The following is an 18,050-nucleotide window of genomic DNA, read 5'->3' as shown; positions in this document are numbered from 1 at the left end:
CTGCCTGCTGTCTTCTGCTCCATCTCCCCCCACGGGCGGAACCCGCTCGGCCGACAGAGAGAGGTCACAGATGAAAGGAACGCACCACCCCACCGACCGGCGCAGAGGCGGCCCGGGCCGGGTGCTCGGTCTGCTGCTGGCGCTGGTCGCCGCGATCGGGCTGACCAGCACCACCGCGTTCGCCGTACCGTCCCACAAGGGCGCGTCCGCGGCGACGGAGAACGTCGCGCTCAGTCCGATGGGCACGGTGGCCGCGATGCAGCCCAGCTGGAACCTCGGCAACACCCTGGACGCCATCCCCGATGAGACGTCCTGGGGCAACCCACTGGTCACCAAGGCCCTGTTGGACACCATCAAGTCCCAGGGCTTCCGCAGCGTCCGGATCCCGGTGACGTGGACCGACCACCAGTCCTCGACCGCCCCCTACACGATCGACGCGCGATGGATGACCCGCGTCAAGCAGGTGGTCGACTGGGCGCTGGCCGACGGTCTCTACGTCGTGATCAACGTCCATCACGACTCGTGGCAGTGGATCGCCGACATGCCCACCGACCATGACGGCGTCCTGGCCCGTTTCAAGGCCTCCTGGACGCAGATCGCCGCCACGTTCAAGGACTCCCCGCAGAGCCTGCTCTTCGAGAGCAACAACGAGCCGCAGTTCAACAACACCACCGACGCCCAGGGCATCCAGTACAACGACGAACTGAACACCGCGTTCCACAGCGTGGTGCGCCAGTCCGGCGGCAACAACGCGACCCGTCTGCTCGTCCTGCCCAGCCTGCACACCAATTCCGGCCAGGTCTTCCTGGACGCCCTGGTGAGCGAGATGAAGTCGCTGAACGACCCCAACCTCGTGGCCACCGTGCACTACTACAGCTGGTACCCGTTCAGCGTGAACATCGCCGGCGGCACCCAGTTCGACGCCACCGCCCAGAAGGACCTGACCGACAACTTCGCCCGGCTCCGCGACACCCTCGTCTCCAAGGGAATCCCCGTCTACCTGGGCGAGTACGGCCTGTTGTCCTACCCCGACCACTTCCAACCCGCGCCGCGTGTCGAACGCGGCGAGGCACTGAAGTACTTCGAGATGTTCGGCTACGAGGCCCGCATCTCCGGGGTGACCACGGCCCTGTGGGACGCCTACAACTTCCTGAACCGCTCCACGCTGCAGTGGCGTGACCCCGAGCTGATCAACCTGATCAAGACGAGCTGGACCACCCGCTCGGGCACCGCTTCCTCGGACCGGATCTTCCTGGAGAAGTCGAGCGCCATCACCGCCAGGACCCTCACCCTGAACCCGAACGGCACCACCTTCCGCGGCGTGTGGCAGGACGGCAAGAAGCTCGTCCAGGGCCGGGACTACACCGTCTCCGGCAACCAGCTCACACTCACAGCCACCGCACTGACCCGGCTCTCCGGCGACCGCGCCTACGGGGTCAACGCGACGATCGAGGCCCGTTTCTCCCGGGGGCTGCCCTGGAAGATCCACGTGACCACGTACGACAAGCCGGTGCTCTCCGACGCGACCGGTGACGCCGGCGGACTCACCATCCCCACCCAGTACCGCGGTGACCAGCTGGCCACCATGGAGGCCACGTACGCCGACGGCACCAACGCCGGACCGACCAACTGGACTCCCTACCAGGAGTTCAACGAGGCCTTCTCTCCCGACTACCCGGGCAACGGTCTTCTCCTCACCTCCAAGTTCGTCAACTCACTACGCGAGGACACCCAGGCGACGCTCGTCTTCCACTTCTGGAGCGGAGCCACCGTGACGTACCACGTGACGAAATCCTCAAGCACGGTGACCGGAACCGTCGCCTGACCCTTCCCCGCCCCGGGTGTCCCCTGGCGCCCGGGGCCTTCTTCCTGCCCGGTCAGCCACGGATCTCGACGGCGCGTTCGCCCGTCTGACGCAGGGCTGCGTTGCTGCTGCGGTGTCGCCGCCGGCGCCCGGCGCCAATGACGGTATGCGGTACGCGTACGTCGCCGCCCTGGAGGGCAATCTGCTGGAGCTGATCGAGACGCACTGAGCAGGGCAGGTTGGGGCGTCGTACCGCGGAGCCAGTGCGGCCCTCGATGCCGGCCCTCAGCGCTGTGCGGCCCGGCGGGCGTCGGCGCCCCTCCACTGCGCGGCGGCCGTCAGCGGAACGGCGGCGGGCGGCTCCGCCGAGGTGGTCAGCTCGATGCGCCGGCCCTCGGCCGACGAACGCAGGAGGGCACTCATCGTCTCCAGCACATGCAGGGCGAGGTCACCGTTCGCGCGGGGTGCCCGCCGCTCGCCTGCGGTGACGAAGTCGAGCAGGCCGAGGCCGCGTGTGCCGTCCATGTAGCCCGCGGACGCGGGAAGCGGGTGCCACTGGGTGCCGCCGAGCTCGAAGAGGCGTACCTCGCCGTCGAAGTGGTTCGGATCCGGGACCGCCAGGGTGCCCGCGTCGCCGTGCACCTCGATCGGCGCGGCTGTGGCGGCCACCCCGTCGAAGCTCGTCGTGATCGTCGTCAGAGTCCCGTTCGCATGCTCGAGCACGCCCGAGACATGACTGTCGACGTCCACCGGTATCCGCTCGCCCGCGCGCGGGCCGGAGCCGATGACGCGCTCGCTGCGCAGCCGGCTGGTGGCCCCGATCACGGCCCGCACCGGGCCCAGGAGGTGGACCAGGGACGTGAGGTAGTACGGCCCCATGTCCAGCAGCGGGCCACCCCCGGCGGCGTAGTAGAAGTCGGGGTGCGGATGCCAGCGCTCGTGGCCCGCTGTGACCATCACGGCGGAGGCGAACTGGGGGCGCCCGATGCTTCCCGCCGCCACCGCCGCGCGCGCCGTCTGGATTCCGGTGCCCAGCACGGTGTCCGGCGCGCATCCCACACCCACGCCGGCCTGCGCGGCGGCCTCCAGCACGGCGTACGCGGCAGGCAGGTCGGCGGCCAGCGGCTTCTCCCCGTAGACGTGCTTCCCGTGGCCGATCGCGCCGAGGGCGATCTCGGAGTGGGCAGCGGGGACGGTGAGGTTCAGCACCGTGTCCACATCCGGGCTGCTCAGCAACTCCTCGACGGACATGGCCCGCACGCCGGGCAGTTCGGCGGCGACCGCTGCCGACCGGGAGGCGTCGAGATCGGCGACCGCGGTGACGCGTACGGCGGGGTGGCCGACGAGCGTGTCCAGGTACGCGCGGGAGATGACGCCGAGACCTACGACGCCGATGCGGTGCGCGTCGCCCACAGCATGCCCCTTTCGATGATGGTGCGGACGTTCGGGTTCTCCAGCACGTCGAGGCTGTGCCCCGGGGTCGTCACCACGATCCGCCCGGCACCCCACCGCCGGGTCCAGACCGCGGGCGAGGTCACCGGCCGGTGCCAGGGCTGCCACGGCCGGGCGGGATGGGTGGTGGTGGCCAGGACGTCGATCAGGTCGTCGTGGAGCACCCAGTACTGCTCGGTGTGCAGCTCGAAGTCCTCGATGCCGGCGGTGACGGGGTGCTCGCGGCCGAAATCCGTGATGTTGACGACGTGCGGCAGGTAGTTGTCCTCCTGAACGCCCCGGCGTTCACAGGGCTCCTTGCCCGGGTGGGTCGCGAACTGCCCTCCCACCAGGTGGAGATAGTCGGACGAGGCACGGAACGAGTCGGCGATGCCGCCGTGCCAGCCGGTGAAGCCCGTGCCGGCCTCGACCGCCGCGCTCAGTCCAGCCAGCTGCTCGCCGCTGATCTCCGACATCGTGACGCACTGCACGACGAGATCGGTGCGGGCCAACACGGCGGCGTCGGCGTAGACCTCGGTCGACTCCTCGACCCGGACGTCATATCCGTTGCCGCGCAGGAAGGGCAGGAAAAGCTCCGTGGCCCGGACCGGCTGGTGCCCCTCCCAACCGCCTCTGACCACCAGGGCCTTCTTCAGCGTCATCGCGTGCCTACTCGTCCCTTCTCGCCTCTTCTCAAGCCGCAGTCCTGAGACTTGAGGCCGAAGATCGGCGCCCTCACTATGCGTCAGGCGCTCGCCCGCAGGGAAGAGCCACCGGATTCCGCGAAAGTTTTCGCTCACGGGCGGCCTCGGACGTGGCCTCCGTCAGCCGCGATCTCAGCGATCGACGCGCCCGTGCGGGCGGCGCGCAGGATCTCCAGCTCCCGGTCGGTGAGGGGCAGAACCTGGAACGCCAGCAGTCCGAGCGCTCCTGTGGGTGATCCACCATCTGTGCCTGAAGAGTCACGACATACTCCGGCAGCCGGGGTAGTCATGTCGGGCCGGGCGCCCGCGTGCACGACACCTTCGGTCCGAGGCGTTCGCGGGCCGTTCCTGCCGCAGTGCAGGTGCCGCGGGAAGTCCCCGTGCGTCACGCACGTGACCGGCACCGTCGCCGGTGGCGTGTGGGTCCGCTGTATCCAAGACGGCATCGCCGTCTGCCGGTTCCGCGTCACCGAACCTCCCCCTGTGGCACCACCACACAGAAGTGGTGTGACGGGGCCACCATTCCCTGTCGGTTAGGCCTCAAAAGTGGTTCTGGATCACTGGACCTGTAGCGGAGGCTGAGGCCGGCGACGACGGCGTCGAGGTCCTGGCCAAGGCCGGTGGCAAAGGTGTGCAGGGCGGGCAGGTCATCCGCCTGGACGCTGGCGATCCACTGGTCGAGGTGTTTGCCCTGGCGGTCGTTCATCAACTCGGCGAACGGCGGACATGGTGGGAGGTTCGGTCGAGCGCGGCGCAGCGGGTCAGGATCGCTTTGAGCTGCTGGGCTTGTTCGTCGGTGAGACGGTCGGGGTGGCGGGTCAGCCAGCTGGTCACGTCCCGGACGGACGGTGCTTTGCGGGGCGGGTCGTGCGGGAATTTCTCGCGGAGCTTGACCACGTACTTCTTCACGACGCTCTCGCCGCCGGTGTAGCCGCGCTCGGGACTTCCTCGAACAGGCGGCGGGCGATGGTGCAGTCCTCGGGTCCGGGCCTACTCAACGGCTCGGCCCGCGCCACGAAGGCCGACTCCAGTCTCCCGACGGCAGACCGGGGAACAGGACTTGCTTGCCGTCCTTCGCGTCCCATTAGGCGTACTCCCCCCGCGGAAACCGCGACCACCAGCGCAAACGCCTTAGCCGGTCTCGGAGGGCGGGCGGGAGTTGAGTCAATGGTCAACCAGCCGTGCACGCGGGGCCTCACCCGTGGATTCCGCGTCGGTGCCGACCGGGCCGCGGGGAAGCATCCTGTCCAGCCACTTCGGCAGCCACCAGTTGGTCCGGCCGAGGAGTGTCATGGTCGCCGGTACCAGCACCATGCGTACGACCGTGGCGTCGATGAGGATCGCGGTGGCCAGGCCGAGACCGAACATTTTTGTGGAGGGGTCGTCGGCGACGGCGAAGGACAGGAAGACCGCCACCATGATGAGGGCGGCCGAGGTGATGATCCGCGCGGTGCGCGAGACGCCCTCGACGATCGCCGTGCGGTTGTCGCCGGTGCGCAGGTACTCCTCGCGCACGTGGGAGAGGAGGAACACCTCGTAGTCCATCGACAGGCCGAACAGGATGGCGAAGAGGAACATCGGGATGAACGACACGATCGGAACGGTCGCTTCCAGCCCGATGAGTGCGCCTCCCCAGCCCCACTGGAAGACCGCGACCATGACGCCGTAGGCCGCGCCGATACTCAGCAGATTCAGCAGTACCGCCTTGAGCGGTACGAGTATCGAGCGGAAGACCAGCATCAGCAGCAGGAACGACATCGCCAGCACGGCGGCGGCGAACACCGGCAGACGTTCGCTGGTGCGTCGGCCCACATCGGACAGGCTCGCGGCGGCGCCGCCGACGTGCGCCGTGGCCGGGCCGTGCCCGACGGCCCCGGGCAGCACCTTGGCACGCAGCCGGGCGATGGTGTCGGCCGTGGCCTTGTCCTGAGGGCTGGTGGTCGGGAACACCACGAGGGTCGCGACGCCGGTGTCGCGATCGATGCGGGCCGGCGCGACGGACGCGATCCCCGGATCCGCCGCGATCGTTGCGACGAGACGGTCCACCACGCCCGGATCACCGGCAAGGTCCGCGGCGATGACGAGGGGGCCGTTGGTGCCCGGGCCGAATCCCTCGGCGACGAGGTCGTAGGCCCGGCGCTCGGTACGGCTCTGCGGCAGTGAGCCGTCGTCGGGCAGGCCGACGCGCAGGCCGAGCACGGGCAGCGTCGCGATCAGCAGCAGCCCCGCCGCGCCGACCGCGTAGGGCACCGGATGTCGGCCGACGTGCCCGACCCAGCGCCGCCACCCGGCGGCGGGGACGGCGCCCGGCGCCGTGTCCCTCGGTCGGCCGAGGCGGCCCAGCCTCCTGTTCCGCAGAGCGCGGCTGATCCGGCCGGCCCGGGCCAGGCGCGGACCCGCCGCGCCGAGGAAGGCCGGCAGCAGCGTCACCGACGCGAGCACCGTCGTCAGGACGACGATCGAGACGGCGATCCCTCCCACTGTCATGAACGGCACGTGCGCGACCGCGAGGCCGAGGATCGAAACGACGACGATGCCGCCCGCGAACACCACCGGCCGCCCCGCCGTCGCCACCGCTCGTCCGGCCGCCGCCTGCGCATGGAGCCCGGATGCGAGGTACTCCCGGTGCCTGGCGAGCACGAACAGCGCGTAGTCGATGCCCACTCCGATGCCGACCATGCTGCCCAGGACCGGCGCGAAGGTGGGAACCTCCGTCACCCCCGCCAGAACCGTCATCGTGGCGACCCCGACGGTCAGCCCGAAGACCGCCATGCCGATCGGCAGCGCGGCGGCGACGAGCGAACCGAAGGCCAGGAACAGGATCGCGGCCGCGGCGAGGAGGCCGATCAGCTCGCTCGCGCCGCCGTCGGGGTCGGAGAAGGCGTAGAAGAGGCTCCCGCCCATCTCGATCCGCAGGGGCAGTTGGGCACGCAGCCGCTCGCCGAGACCGACGAGCGCGTCGAGGTCCTCGGCCGACAGCCGGCTCTGGTCGGCGTACTGCACCCGGACGACCGCGATCCGGCCGTCGGCCGAGACGAGGCCGCCGCGCACAGCCGCGTCCCGGCCTGCGTCGAGCGCGCCCGCCGGGTCGCTCGTGCCGAGCACGTGCGACAGCCGCCGCACCTCGGCCCGCAGCCGTGTGAGAGCGGTGCGCGCGGCGTCGTCGTCGAAGAACGTCGCACCGTCGTCGAGGGGGGTGACGACCACTTGGGCGGTCATCCCCTCCTGTCCGGTGCCGGCCCGCTCGATCAGCTCCGCGGCCCGTCGGGAGTCCAGTCCCGGAGCGGTCATCGAGTCCGCGGTCCGCCCGCCGAAGGCGACGGCGGCGAGGACGGCGAGCGTGGCGACGAGCACCCATGCCGCGATCACCCGCCAGGGATGACGGGCGGCACCTGTGCCCAGGCGCAACAGGGCTTTCGAGAGCATCGGGTCCTCCAACCACCTCGTCGGCCGTCCTTGTACGGCCACCGATGCCGAGGCTCGTCGCCACGGCTCTCCGCGGCATCGGCTCGCGGGCCGCGGATCCGTCGGCCTCAAGTCGGAGTGACACCCCGTTCTTTCGGCTGATGCGCGGCACGCCGGGGTCCCTAGTCTGAGAACCGTGCTGCGAGACGACCTGCGAACCCTGTGGACCGAACCCCGGCCGCCCGACGCGCCCGCCCGGGTGCGGCGGGACTGGGCGCTGCTCGCCGCGGGCCTGGCCGGTGTGGTGCTGGAGGCGGCCCTGCGCGAGGACGTCGTGTGGCGGCCGGTGGCGGTGGTGTTCACCGTTTGGCTGTGCCTGCTGCCCCTGTGGCGCCGGACCCGCCCGCTGGCGATGGTGACGCTGGCGTTCGGCTCGGTGGCCCTGCAACCGCTGGCCTCGCTCGTCGCCGAGCCGCGCGAGCCCGTCGGCCTGTACACCGGCGCGATCGTGCTCGTGCTGGTGTACGCGCTGCCCCGGTGGGGATCGGGACGCGAGATCGTGCTGGGCGGCGCGGTGATCGTCACGGTCGGCGCGCTGTGTGTCGTCACGGACGGGACCCCGGTCGTCGAAAAGCTCGTGGGCTTCGTCTTCTTGCTGCTGCCCGGCGTGATCGGGGCTGCCGTGCGGTTCAGGGTGACCGCTCGCGATCGGCAGTTGGAGCAGCTGCGCTCCCGCGAACGCGAGCAGCTCGCCCGGGAGTTGCACGACACAGTGGCCCACCACGTGTCGGCCATGGTGATCATCGCCCAGGCGGGCCGGGTGCTCGCGGGCACCGACCCGTCCGCCGCCCTCCAGGCACTGGAGGGGGTCGAGGAGGAAGGGGCGCGCACGCTGGAGGAAATGCGCGCCATGGTTGCGGCGCTGCGCGACCGAGGGGTCGGCGCCGAGCTGGCGCCGCCTGCCGGTGTCGCGGATCTGGAGCGCCTGGTGCGCACCCCGGGTGGTCGCCTCAGGGTCGATCTGGGACTCGACGGCGAACTGGACGCGCTGCCCCCGGCCGTGGACGCGGCCGTCTACCGGATCGTGCAGGAGTCGGTGACCAACGCGCTGCGCCATGCGGTCGACGCGACCGAGCTCGTCGTCCGGGTCGCCGCGGAACGGCACACGGTACGGGTGAGCGTGCGCGACGACGGTCGGCGCACCGGCCGCGGCCGCGACGGATACGGACTTACCGGATTGCGCGAGCGCGCGACCCTGCTCGGCGGCACACTACGAGCCGGCCCGGGTACCGACCGGGGCTGGCATGTCGACGCCGAACTGCCGAGAGCGAGGAACGAGAGCGTTGTCCATTCGCGTCCTCGTCGCTGACGACCAGGCGATCATCCGCACCGGGTTGCGGATCATTTTGAACGCCCAGCCCGGCATCGAGGTGGTCGGCGAGGCCGCCGACGGGCGGGAAGCGGTACGTCTGGCCCGCGAACTGCGCCCTGACGTCTGCCTGTTCGACATCCGCATGCCGGTACTCGACGGGCTCGAGGCCACCCGGCTGGTCGCCGGGCCGGGCGTCGCCGATCCGCTGGCCGTGGTCGTCATCACCACGTTCGACCTCGACGAGTACGTCTACGGCTCCCTGCGTGCGGGCGCCCGCGGATTCCTCCTCAAGGACACGGGACCGGACCTTCTGGCGCAGGCCGTACGGTCGGCGTCCGACGGTGAGGCGCTCATCGCACCCAGCGTCACCGTCCGTCTGCTCCAGACATTCGCGGACCTGCCCGCCGGCCGGCCCGCGGCCCAACCGGTCTCCCCCGTCACCGCCCGCGAGGAGCAGGTGCTCCTCGCCGTCGCTCGCGGGCTGACCAACACCGAGATCGCCGACGCACTGCACATCAGCCTCAGCACGGTGAAGACGCATCTGGCCAGCCTCATGGCCAAACTCGGCGCACGCAACCGGGTCGAGATCGCGATGTGGGCCTACGAAACGCGCCGTATCCTCCCCGGAAGCTGAGCCGGGTGCCGGGTGCGGGGCGCCGGGTGCCGGGTGCGGGGCGCCGGGTGCCGGGTGCCGGGTGCGGGGCGCCGGGTGCCGGGTGCCGGGTGCGGGGCGCCGGGTGCCGGGTGCGGGGTGCTGCCCGGCCATGTCACATCGGTTCCCGTCCCGACGTCAGTGCACCGGTCGGCTCATGTCCGACGGCCGGACGCGCCTTGCCCGTGGCAGCTGGCGCGCGCTGCGGGGAGGGGCTGTCGGTCGTCCCGCCAACAGCCACGGGCGGCCACGACCGAGCATGCCGAGCCCAGGGCACCCAGGGCGGAAAGCCAGTCGGTCAGAGGGTGGCTTGCGAGGCGCCGTCAAGGACCTGGCGCAGCCGATGCGCGAACTCGTCCGGCTTCCCCGCATATCCGAACTCGCCGTCCCTGAACCCGCCGTGATGGCTGGGAAATACGGTCACCTGCCGGCCGAGCAGTTCAGCGGTCGCGACGGCGGTACGTCCGGTCAGCACGCCTTCGGACTCCTCGCCCACCGCGATCACGACGTGGGTCGGCGCAGCCGCGATCGCGTCGGCATCCGGCCGATGGCTGCTGACCGCCCACGACCGGTCAGACAGCAGCGGCTCCTCACGTGAGCCGTCATCCTCGGTGGGCATCCCGAACGTGGCGGGATCGGCCTCTGGCAGTGCGAAGTACGCGTCGGTGAACTCCCCCTTCCACGAGGTCATCGCGATGAACGCGGCCATCCCGGCGCCCCATCCCCGCTTCTCATAGGTATCTCGGACTGCGGCCCGCGCCCGCTCAGCCGCCGGGCCGTCCGACGTGAGGGTGATGAGCGGCGGCTCGTGCGCGACCAGAGTCGTCACGTCTGCCGGATACGTCGCCACGAGCGCGAGCGCGGTGACCGCTCCCCCGCTGCTGGCGAACATCTCAACCGGGCCGGCCCCGAGCGCTTCGATGACCGCGTGCACGTCGTCCGCCTGGGTCCGCGGCGTGTGGTCGACCCGCCCGTCCTTACGAGTACTGCGCCCCAGGCCGCGCGGGTCGTAAGTGACCACGGTCCGCTCAGGAAAACGCGCGGCGAGTGCGACGAAGCCTCTGGCATCCATGGGCTGCCCGATCATGAACAACGGCGGGCGCCCATCCATGGCCGGCAGTGGCCCACGAACGTCATACACCAGGTCCGCGCCGGATGCTTCGGGCGTGTGAGTCTCCATACCTGTGCAGACCGGCCCCGTCCCGAAAACTCATCGTTGCGGCAGGCATCGCTCCGCGATAGGGCAACACTCACACCTCGAAGCGCCGCTCCGTCTGATGAGCTCGGCCTTGGCGCCGGACAGATCCCATGCCGTGCAGTCCTCCCGGTTGCCGGGCAGTGGCCGGCCGACAGCGACGGCGAGCCGAGGGCCAGGCGACTGAGAGGACAGTGCCGGCTGCGACGTCCCACAGACCCTGCGCCCAACATGCCGCACCTAGGCTCAGCCCCGCCGGCTTCGCGTTGCGTCCGGCGTCAGCCTTCTGGACTGGCGACCCGCGCCAGGACGATGCCGCCGACGATCAGGGCCAGTGCGGCTGTGCGCAGGAACGTGACGGGGTCACGGTTGACGATGATCCCGAGCGTGATGGCGCCGACAGCGCCGATGCCGGTGAAGACGGCGTAGGCGGTACCGACCGGGATGGTCCGCATGGCGAGGGTGAGCAGGTAGACCGCGCCGGCGGCCAGGAGAAAGCAGAGCACGGTGGGCAGAGGCCGGGTGAAGTTCTGCGTGGGCTTGATGCTCTGGGACCAGCCGATCTCCACCGCTCCGGCGAGGGCGAGAAAGACCCAGTTCATGAGGTCACCTTCGCGGCGAGATCGCCACCGAGGTCACGCGCTTGCTTCAAAGCTTCGCTGAGGGAGGTTTCGTGCCGGGGCCTCAGATCGGTCAGCAGCGGGTCGACCACGGAATTCGTCAGTTCGGCGTGCAGGAAGCGGACGTCTGTGATGGCGAAGTGACCGGCGGCGAAGTCCTGTAGATAACGCGTCTGGTGATCGAGTGCGGCCTTGGGGGCGCCGGGGAGGTAGGAGCCACCGCGGGCGCTGGCCACGACGATGGTGCGTCCGGTCAGCGACATGCGGGGGAAGGTGACCTGGTCGATCCATGCCTTCAGGGAAGCCGGGACGCCGTAGTTGTACATCGGGGTTGCGATGAGGACGACGTCTGGTCTGGCACCTCGGAGTGAAGCCGCAGATCGCCCGCCGCGGCACCGAACACGGCTCCGGGCTCGGCACCCAACGCTGGGTCGTGGAGCGCACGTTCGCCCACCTGCACTGGTTCCGCCGCCTGCGGATCCGCTGGGAGATACGCGACGACATCCACGAAGCCTTCCTCACCCTCGGATGCGCACTCATCTGCTGGCGGCGACTGCGCTCCGTGTTGAGCGGCGCCGTGGGCTAGTCACCAGCCGCCAGTCGGTTGAGGACTTCCATCGGAGTGAAGCTCCAGCCGACGAGGCGCGGTCCGCTCCAGTTGATGCCGATCATGTATCCCTCTCGGGCGGCTTCAGGCAGATCGCGATCGCGCCAGGCATCCAGGGACATGGATTCAACACGTAGCCCATGCCCCCAGATCGTCGCCGCCCTCTGGGCCCGGGCTGAGGTCGACCAGTAGGGAAGACTTCGCGTGCCGTCCGCAGAGAGGGGAGCCGGGCTTCCCTCGTCATCCCGAACAAACCAGACCACTCCGCTCTGACGCGCATCTCGGAAGAATGCTGCCGCCTGCGAACCGCTCTGACTCATGCCACTGAGCCTAGCGTTCCCCGTCAATCATTTCGTTAGCGGTTCTTAGAGGGTCACGTGTGCGGAGATCAAGGGCGCGGAGGGCTCGGTCTCGTCGACGGTCAGCAAGGCGGTTCCCATGGTGTCGCCCTGCTCGGGAATCTCCACGTGGAGACCGCCCAGCCGCCCCGTGGTATTGACCTTCCAGGGAAGCTCGACGGAGTCGATGTCGTCCTGGTCCAGGGCCGCGTCCCCGGCCGTCAAGTCCCCGGCCGTCGTCCCCAGGGAGGTCACGAACGCCTTCAGACCGTCGGGAGTGCTACGGAAGCGCAGATAGAGGTCCTGACCGCTCTCCGCGCTGCCGTCGCCCGGCAGCATCAGGTAGGAGACGTCCCTGGCCCCGGCCGGCACCGTGAGCCGGAAGGTCTTCTGGAGAGCGGCGGCGGGCACCCCGTGCTTCTCCTGCGGAGCGTTCGGCAGCGCGTTGTCTTTGAGCCTGAAGGGCAGGAGCGGTCCCGCGAGGATCACTCCGGCGACCAGCAGGAACACACCGCATGCCGCTGTAAGAGCTGCGACAGGCAGTCGCTTTTCGTCATCCGGGCTCGTCATGTCCGCCATCAAGCTTCTTCCGCATCTTGGATGTGCCTCGGACGTCACGTCACGGGCGAGACCGGTGGTGTGCAGGTGGGCGATCTCCGGCAACGCGAGATGGTAGCGGAACCCCGCGAAGCTCCGTTCGAGATCTTTCCGACGTTCGCTGGGCACGGGCGGGACGTCGCGTGCGGCGAGCGCGTCGTCGACGGCCTCGCAGGGCCAGTGCGGCAGCCCTTCGGGCCGGCCTGGCCATCCGGGCGGCTCAAGCAACACGGACCCCACCTCCGCATACGGTGGGAGCGGACGGCGCGCGGGTCATGAGGCGCGGCGGAAGACGGCGGCCGGGCCGATGACGCCGGCACCGAACTTGAGAAGACGCTGCGGAGGGTGGGGGGAGCTACCCGGGATGGTCGCCGGGCGCCCCGGCATGGGTCGGGTGTGCTCAGCGGCAGCGTTCAGCTTGGGGCAGCGAGCCAGGACGTCCTTCAGCGCGGCCTGCTCGTCCTCGCTCAGCGATGCGGGGTGACGAGTGAGCCAGCCGGTGACCCGCCGCACGCGCTGATGCGGGGTTCACCTGTCGGCCGGAGGAGGCATGAGCGAGATGTCCTGGCAAGGTAATTGCGCTGGCGGACATACCGCGTCGCCGGGCGGAATGCCTGTGGGTTCGGAGGCGATGCTCCCGGTCAGTGAGGGATCGTGACGAGTACGCGTCCGCGGCCGCCGACGTCGACGCGGTCGTGGGCCTTGGCGATGTCTTCCAGGGGGTAGCGGTCGCCGACGTCGATGGTGAGGGCGCCGACGGCGGCCGCTGCGGTGAGGTCGCGGGTGGCCTGGCGTTTGGCATTGGCGGGGAAGTCGTCGCTGCCGAGCAGCCGCAGGATGACATTGTTGAACAGCAGGGGCCAGAAGGGGATTTCGGTCCGGTCGGCGCGGGTGGCGTAGGCGGCGATGACCGCGTCCTGGGCGACGATCGCGTTGTCGAGGTCGGCGTTGTCCGACAGGGCCACCTCGATGATCCGGTGTACGCCGTCGGGTGCGAAGGCACGGATCGCCTCCGCGGGATCGGCGCAGTCCAGAGCGACCGTGTGGGAGACCACTGCGGCATCGACATGGTCCAGGTCCGCGCTGCGCCGTACGGTACCGACTACGGTGGCCCCGCCCCAGCTGGCGAGCTGCGCGGCCAGGGAGCCGACCGAGCCGAGGACGCCGTGCACCAGGACGAGCTTGCCGTCGACGGGGCCGTCGGCGAACACCGTGCGGTGGGCGGTGATCCCGGGGATGCCCAGGCTCGCCCCGAGGTCGTCGCTGAGGTGCGCGGGCAGCGGAACGGCGAGGTCGGCGGGCACGACGGTGTACTGGGCGGCGGTGCCGAACGCCCGGTAGGACTGGGCGCCGTACACCCACACCCGCTGTCCGGCGCGGCGCGCGTCGACTCCGTCGCCGAGGGCGTCGATGACACCGGCCGCGTCGCTGTGCGGGACGACCCGCGGGTAGGGCATCGACGAGCCCAGCCAGCCGCGCCGCTTCTTGGTGTCACCGGGGTTGACGCCCGACACGGTCACGCGCACGCGTACTTCACCGGGGCCGGGCTGGGGGTCGGGCAGCTCGCCGACGTGCAGCACGTCGGCGGCCGGGCCCTGTTCGTCATACCAGGACGCAAGCATGGGTGACTCCGTTGCTCATCGGCTTGAAAGTGCTTCGAGCCTAGGGTGGACGGCGGGTTGGCGTGGGCGGCGTCGGATCCGGGGCGGTCCTCGCCCCGGCGGGGCGGTCAGCGGATGCCTTGCCAGCGGCCGAGCCCGTAAGCCATCGCGGTGCCGTCTTAAAGCGCCACCGCGCCCCACTGAGGTCCCTCCCGGCGACCTCGACGTCCGCTTGGAGGGCCAGAACGCGGCTTCAACGCCGAGTACGGCGATGACGCATGCCCCTACTGCGGCCTGGGTAGAAACCGCCGTCCGCGCCCTGCTCGGCGACTGCACCGATGTCCCCTACGTCTGGCGCCACTGCCGCTCACGGACGTCCGCCCCTGTGCCCAGCTCACCGCCGAGGCCGCCGCGGCGGCGGCCCTCCAGGGCCGCTCGTGGGAACTGCACGACCTGCCGATCAGCCACCCGGCCGCCCTGCGCCCCGACCAGCTGCGCGCCTACGCGGCAGAGGCGGGACTCGACACCCTCCGCTTCGAACGGGAGCTGCGCGCCCACACGGGGCCCCGCGCGTCGCCGAGAACGCTGACTCCCCGGACCCCAGCTCGGTCGCCAGCACCCCCACCTTCTTCGTCACCGGCCGCCGTCACCACGCCGCCCACGACCCCGCGGGACTCACTGCCGCCCGCGAGCGAGCCGCCGTGGCCGCCGCCCGCTGAACGCCGGCCACCCCACCCCTCAGGCCGCGTCCGACGGGGCCGTCACGGCGGAGCGGGCCGGGGCCATCGCCCAGCGGATCGCCGCGGTCATAGCCGAGCCCAGCGGCCGCACGCACAGCCCGTCCACCACCGGCAGCCGGGGCAGCCGCAGCTCGTCCGCGGCCCAGCCTGGCAGCGCGGACACCGCGTTCGCGGCCAGCACCCCGTACGGCAGCCGGGCGGCGAGCGGCACGGGTGGATTGAGCAGCAGAAAGCGGGCCGCGTCCCGGGCCGGCGCGGTGGAGCGCAGTTCCGGACGGTAGGCGTCGAGGCGACGCGCGAGCTGGTCCCGGGTGCGCGGCGGGTCGGGGACGCCAAGCGCCTCCGCGATGCGGGCCATGTCCTCGACGTAGCCGTCGCACTCCGCGGCCGTCAGCGGGTGCGCGCCGTAGCGCTGGTGGGCGCGCAGGAAGCTGTCGACCTCGGCGACGTGCACCCAGCACAGCAGGTGCGGGTCGGAGGCCCGATAGGGCTCGCCGTCGGGGGTGACACCCACGATCCGCTCGTGCACCGCCCGGACCTGCGCGCACGCGGCCTCCGCGTGCCCGGCCGTGCCGTACGTCGTCGTCGCCAGGAAGGTGCTGGTGCGCTGGAGGCGGCCCCAGGGGTCCCCCCGGAAGCCGGAGTGGGCGGCCACCGCCGCCATCGCCCGCGGGTGGAGGGACTGCAGGAGCAGGGCGGAGAGCCCGCCGATGAACATCGACGCGTCGCCGTGCACCCGCCGCACCGGCCGGTCCGGCGCGAACCAGCGAGGGCCGGGGGTCTGGTGGATCAGGGCCCGGTTGCGCGGGCCGTCGGGGCCGGCGACCCGGGCGAAGAGCCCGCCGCCCAGCCGCGCACGGGCGCCCGCCCCGAGCGCCCTGAGCGGGTCGAGTGCCCTCAGCGGGTCGAACGACCCGGACACGCCGTCGCGTTTCGAGGTTGCCGTGGCTCCTCCTGGTGCCGGGGCGCATCGGGGTGCGCCGGATGAGACCGTATATCTCCAGCTTCCCTCGTCATGCGCCCCGCGGATGCAAGGACGGCGACATGGGGTCCGCTCACGGGCAGGCGCAGGCGAAGCAGACCTCCGCCGCCTGCGGCTTGGGGCACAGCACGCGCAGCTCCGCCGCGGCCCGCAGCCGGCCCAAAGCACATGCCCGGGGCCGCCGGCAGGAACGCAGCGAGAGCGTCAGGGCTTCGGCGTTGTCGAACACCAGCAGCCAACCTGGCATCGTTCTCAGCTCAGCCGACAGCAGCTCCACCGCGGCGGCCGGTATTGCGCCCGCGGGCGCGATGCCGGCCCGGACGGCGAGCGCGCCAAGCTGTCGAGCTCAGCGTTCGCCTGGTCCTCGCGGCGGATGCTGCGCATTCAAGCGAGGATCTGCTGATGGTGCAGCGGCGTATAGGGGGCGCCCGGGGGGCGGGAGTGTACCGACGGTGACCTGCACGGCGAGCTGAGCTGTGGGCGCCCGGCGGGGTGATCGCCGGGCGCCATCATCGTCGTACGGGATCGGGGTCCTGCTCCTGCTGCGCGGCGCGGGCGTCGAACGTCTCGCGGGCCGCCCGGATGGTGTCGATGTTGGCCTGCGACCAGTCGGTGATGTGCTGGATCAGGGCGCCCACCTCCCGGCCCAGGCCGGTGAGTTGGTACTCCACGCGGGGCGGCACCGTGGGGTACACCTCGCGGTTGAGCAGGCCCTCGCGTTCCAGGGAGCGCAGGGTCGCGGTCAGCACCTTCTGGGTCACGCCGTCGAGGCGGCGGCGCAGTTCGGTGAAGCGCATCGCGTGGCCGTCCTCCAGGGCCACCAGCACCAGCATGGTCCACTTGCTCGCGATCACCTCCAGCACGGCCCGGGTGGGGCAGTCGCGTAGGAAGACGTCCACGCCGCCGTGTTCTCTGAGGTCGAAGCCGGTATCCATGAGGAACCTCGATATCAGACAAGTGCCTTCTTCCGCGCGGGGATTGCGGCGGCCGAGGATGAGTCCATGAACCGCGTGAACCGTATGCATGCCATCGTCCAGTCCGTCTTCGGCGGCCCCGAGGTCCTGACGTACACCGAGACCGACGTGCCCGAGCCCGGGCCCGGGGAGGTGCTGGTGCGGGTCGGGGGTGCCGGGGTGAATCCCGGGGACACGGTGTTGCGGTCCGGGCGGGTGCCGGAGCTGGTGAGCCTGCCGTGGACACCGGGCAACGACGTCGCCGGGGTCGTGGCGGGCGTCGGCCCCGGGGTGAGCCGGTTCGCGGTGGGGGACGAGGTGTACGGGCTGCTGCCTCTCTCGCCGCGCGGGGCGTACGCCGAGTACACCGCCGTACCGGCCGCCGTGCTGGCGCCGAAGCCCAAGAACCTGGACCTGGCGCAGGCGGCCGCCGTGCCGCTGGTCTCGGTGACCGCCTGGACGGCCCTGTCCGTGCTGGCCGGTGTGCGGCCCGGTGACCGGGTGCTGATCCACGCGGCGGCGGGCGGGGTCGGGCATGTCGCGGTGCAGCTGGCCAAGGAACTGGGCGCGCATGTCATCGGCACGGCACGGGAGGCCAAGCACGCGTGGCTGCGGGAGCTCGGCGCCGATGAGGTGATCGACTACACAGCCGTGGACTTCCGGGACGCGGTGGCGCCGGTGGACGTGGTGCTGGACCTGGTCGGGGGTGCGTACGGGGCGCGATCGCTGGAGGTGCTGCGCCCCGGCGGGCTGCTCGTGGGGGCGGCGATCGACCCGGGGGTCGATGAACAGCAGGCGGCCGAGCGCGGGTTGCGGTATGTGTGGGTGACGGCCGAGCCCTCGGGGGAACTGCTGTCGGAGATCACCGAGCGGATCGAGGCGGGGCGGCTGCGGGTGACGGTCGAGCGGACCTATCCGCTGGCGCAGGCCGCGGCGGCGCACCGGGCGATCGAGGAGAAGCGGACGACCGGGAAGCTCGTGCTGGTGCCGTGAGCATGGGAAAGGGCGCCCGGTGCGGCACCGGGCGCCCTCATGCTCGTATGAGAGGG

At 71.0% G+C, this 18,050-nt stretch carries 18 protein-coding genes and 2 pseudogenes; 5 read left to right on the top strand and 15 right to left on the bottom strand.

The genetic code is table 11. The features are described 5' to 3' along the window. The first annotated feature begins 70 nt into the window (after positions 1-70). Entirely contained in the window at positions 71-1,825 is a 1,755-nt protein-coding gene (locus CRP56_RS42080; RefSeq protein WP_097273279.1) for a cellulase family glycosylhydrolase, read from the top strand. A gap of 264 nt (positions 1,826-2,089) precedes the next feature. Here CRP56_RS42080 and CRP56_RS42070 read toward each other — a convergent pair whose 3' ends face one another. The 4 genes from CRP56_RS42070 to CRP56_RS42050 form a co-directional block, all read right to left on the bottom strand. Further along, positions 2,090-3,217, bottom strand: a complete 1,128-nt coding sequence (locus CRP56_RS42070) for a Gfo/Idh/MocA family protein (protein WP_097273277.1) — start codon at positions 3,215-3,217, stop codon at positions 2,090-2,092. Next, on the bottom strand, positions 3,187-3,897 hold the full coding sequence (locus CRP56_RS42065; protein ID WP_097273275.1) for a ThuA domain-containing protein: 711 nt from the start codon (positions 3,895-3,897) through the stop codon (positions 3,187-3,189). Before CRP56_RS42065 ends, CRP56_RS42070 begins: the two co-directional genes overlap by 31 nt. Before the next feature lie 747 nt (positions 3,898-4,644). Then, positions 4,645-4,848 (bottom strand): hypothetical protein, encoded by a 204-nt coding sequence (locus CRP56_RS42055; protein WP_097273272.1) that lies wholly within the window; start codon positions 4,846-4,848, stop codon positions 4,645-4,647. Between the two features lie 255 nt (positions 4,849-5,103). Continuing rightward, a complete protein-coding gene (locus tag CRP56_RS42050) occupies positions 5,104-7,365 on the bottom strand; it encodes an MMPL family transporter (protein WP_097273270.1) in 2,262 nt (753 codons plus the stop codon). A 175-nt stretch (positions 7,366-7,540) separates the two neighbouring features. Here CRP56_RS42050 and CRP56_RS42045 point away from each other — a divergent pair, with 175 nt between their 5' ends. Both CRP56_RS42045 and CRP56_RS42040 read left to right on the top strand, forming a co-directional pair. Next, the gene (locus tag CRP56_RS42045) at positions 7,541-8,713 is read left to right on the top strand and encodes a sensor histidine kinase (RefSeq protein WP_097273268.1); all 1,173 of its coding nucleotides are present in this window, start codon (positions 7,541-7,543) and stop codon (positions 8,711-8,713) included. Further along, positions 8,688-9,350, top strand: coding sequence for a response regulator (locus CRP56_RS42040; RefSeq protein ID WP_097273266.1), 663 nt, complete (start codon positions 8,688-8,690; stop codon positions 9,348-9,350). Before CRP56_RS42045 ends, CRP56_RS42040 begins: the two co-directional genes overlap by 26 nt. A 316-nt stretch (positions 9,351-9,666) precedes the next feature. Here CRP56_RS42040 and CRP56_RS42035 read toward each other — a convergent pair whose 3' ends face one another. The 4 genes and pseudogenes from CRP56_RS42035 to CRP56_RS42020 form a co-directional block, all read right to left on the bottom strand. Further along, a complete protein-coding gene (locus CRP56_RS42035; protein ID WP_097273264.1) occupies positions 9,667-10,548 on the bottom strand; it encodes an alpha/beta fold hydrolase in 882 nt (293 codons plus the stop codon). Between the two features lie 108 nt (positions 10,549-10,656). Further along, positions 10,657-10,734, bottom strand: a pseudogene (locus CRP56_RS48755) (IS5/IS1182 family transposase); the annotation flags it as partial. A gap of 107 nt (positions 10,735-10,841) precedes the next feature. Beyond that, on the bottom strand, positions 10,842-11,165 hold the full coding sequence (locus tag CRP56_RS42025; protein ID WP_097273262.1) for a DMT family transporter: 324 nt from the start codon (positions 11,163-11,165) through the stop codon (positions 10,842-10,844). After that, positions 11,162-11,509, bottom strand: coding sequence for an NAD(P)H-dependent oxidoreductase (locus CRP56_RS42020; RefSeq protein ID WP_097273260.1), 348 nt, complete (start codon positions 11,507-11,509; stop codon positions 11,162-11,164). Before CRP56_RS42020 ends, CRP56_RS42025 begins: the two co-directional genes overlap by 4 nt. A gap of 44 nt (positions 11,510-11,553) precedes the next feature. On the opposite strand from CRP56_RS42020, the pseudogene CRP56_RS42015 reads away from it, so the two are divergent. Further along, positions 11,554-11,769, top strand: a pseudogene (locus tag CRP56_RS42015) (transposase); the annotation flags it as partial. Here the strand turns inward: CRP56_RS42015 and CRP56_RS42010 are convergent. From CRP56_RS42010 to CRP56_RS41980, 7 genes are all read right to left on the bottom strand, one after another. Continuing rightward, positions 11,766-12,110: a DUF2750 domain-containing protein gene (locus CRP56_RS42010; RefSeq protein WP_097273258.1), complete on the bottom strand. Its 345-nt coding sequence runs from the start codon at positions 12,108-12,110 to the stop codon at positions 11,766-11,768. The pseudogene CRP56_RS42015 and the gene CRP56_RS42010 overlap by 4 nt on opposite strands. 45 nt (positions 12,111-12,155) lie before the next feature. Further along, positions 12,156-12,698 (bottom strand): hypothetical protein, encoded by a 543-nt coding sequence (locus CRP56_RS42005; protein ID WP_143664990.1) that lies wholly within the window; start codon positions 12,696-12,698, stop codon positions 12,156-12,158. Positions 12,699-13,366: 668 nt separating this feature from the next. After that, positions 13,367-14,347, bottom strand: coding sequence for an NADPH:quinone reductase (locus CRP56_RS41995; RefSeq protein WP_097273252.1), 981 nt, complete (start codon positions 14,345-14,347; stop codon positions 13,367-13,369). A 324-nt stretch (positions 14,348-14,671) separates the two neighbouring features. Next, positions 14,672-14,884 carry a hypothetical protein gene (locus CRP56_RS49170; RefSeq protein WP_097273250.1) on the bottom strand — a complete coding sequence of 71 codons (213 nt, stop codon included), beginning with the start codon at positions 14,882-14,884 and terminating at the stop codon, positions 14,672-14,674. Positions 14,885-15,064: 180 nt separating this feature from the next. Continuing rightward, positions 15,065-15,916, bottom strand: coding sequence for an oxygenase MpaB family protein (locus CRP56_RS41985; RefSeq protein ID WP_373559775.1), 852 nt, complete (start codon positions 15,914-15,916; stop codon positions 15,065-15,067). A 205-nt stretch (positions 15,917-16,121) separates the two neighbouring features. Then, complete coding sequence (locus CRP56_RS47845) at positions 16,122-16,295, bottom strand: hypothetical protein (RefSeq protein WP_179851259.1); 174 nt, start codon at positions 16,293-16,295, stop codon at positions 16,122-16,124. A gap of 262 nt (positions 16,296-16,557) precedes the next feature. Further along, a complete protein-coding gene (locus tag CRP56_RS41980) occupies positions 16,558-16,983 on the bottom strand; it encodes a winged helix-turn-helix transcriptional regulator (protein ID WP_097273248.1) in 426 nt (141 codons plus the stop codon). A gap of 66 nt (positions 16,984-17,049) precedes the next feature. Here CRP56_RS41980 and CRP56_RS41975 point away from each other — a divergent pair, with 66 nt between their 5' ends. Beyond that, positions 17,050-17,994, top strand: a complete 945-nt coding sequence (locus CRP56_RS41975) for an NADP-dependent oxidoreductase (RefSeq protein ID WP_097273246.1) — start codon at positions 17,050-17,052, stop codon at positions 17,992-17,994. Positions 17,995-18,050 lie beyond the last annotated feature (56 nt).

It is taken from the genome of Streptomyces sp. TLI_55 (genome assembly GCF_900206255.1).
In the GTDB taxonomy this organism is placed as follows: Bacteria; Actinomycetota; Actinomycetes; order Streptomycetales; family Streptomycetaceae; genus Streptomyces; species Streptomyces aquilus.
This window is presented reverse-complemented; position numbering and strand designations above follow the sequence as displayed.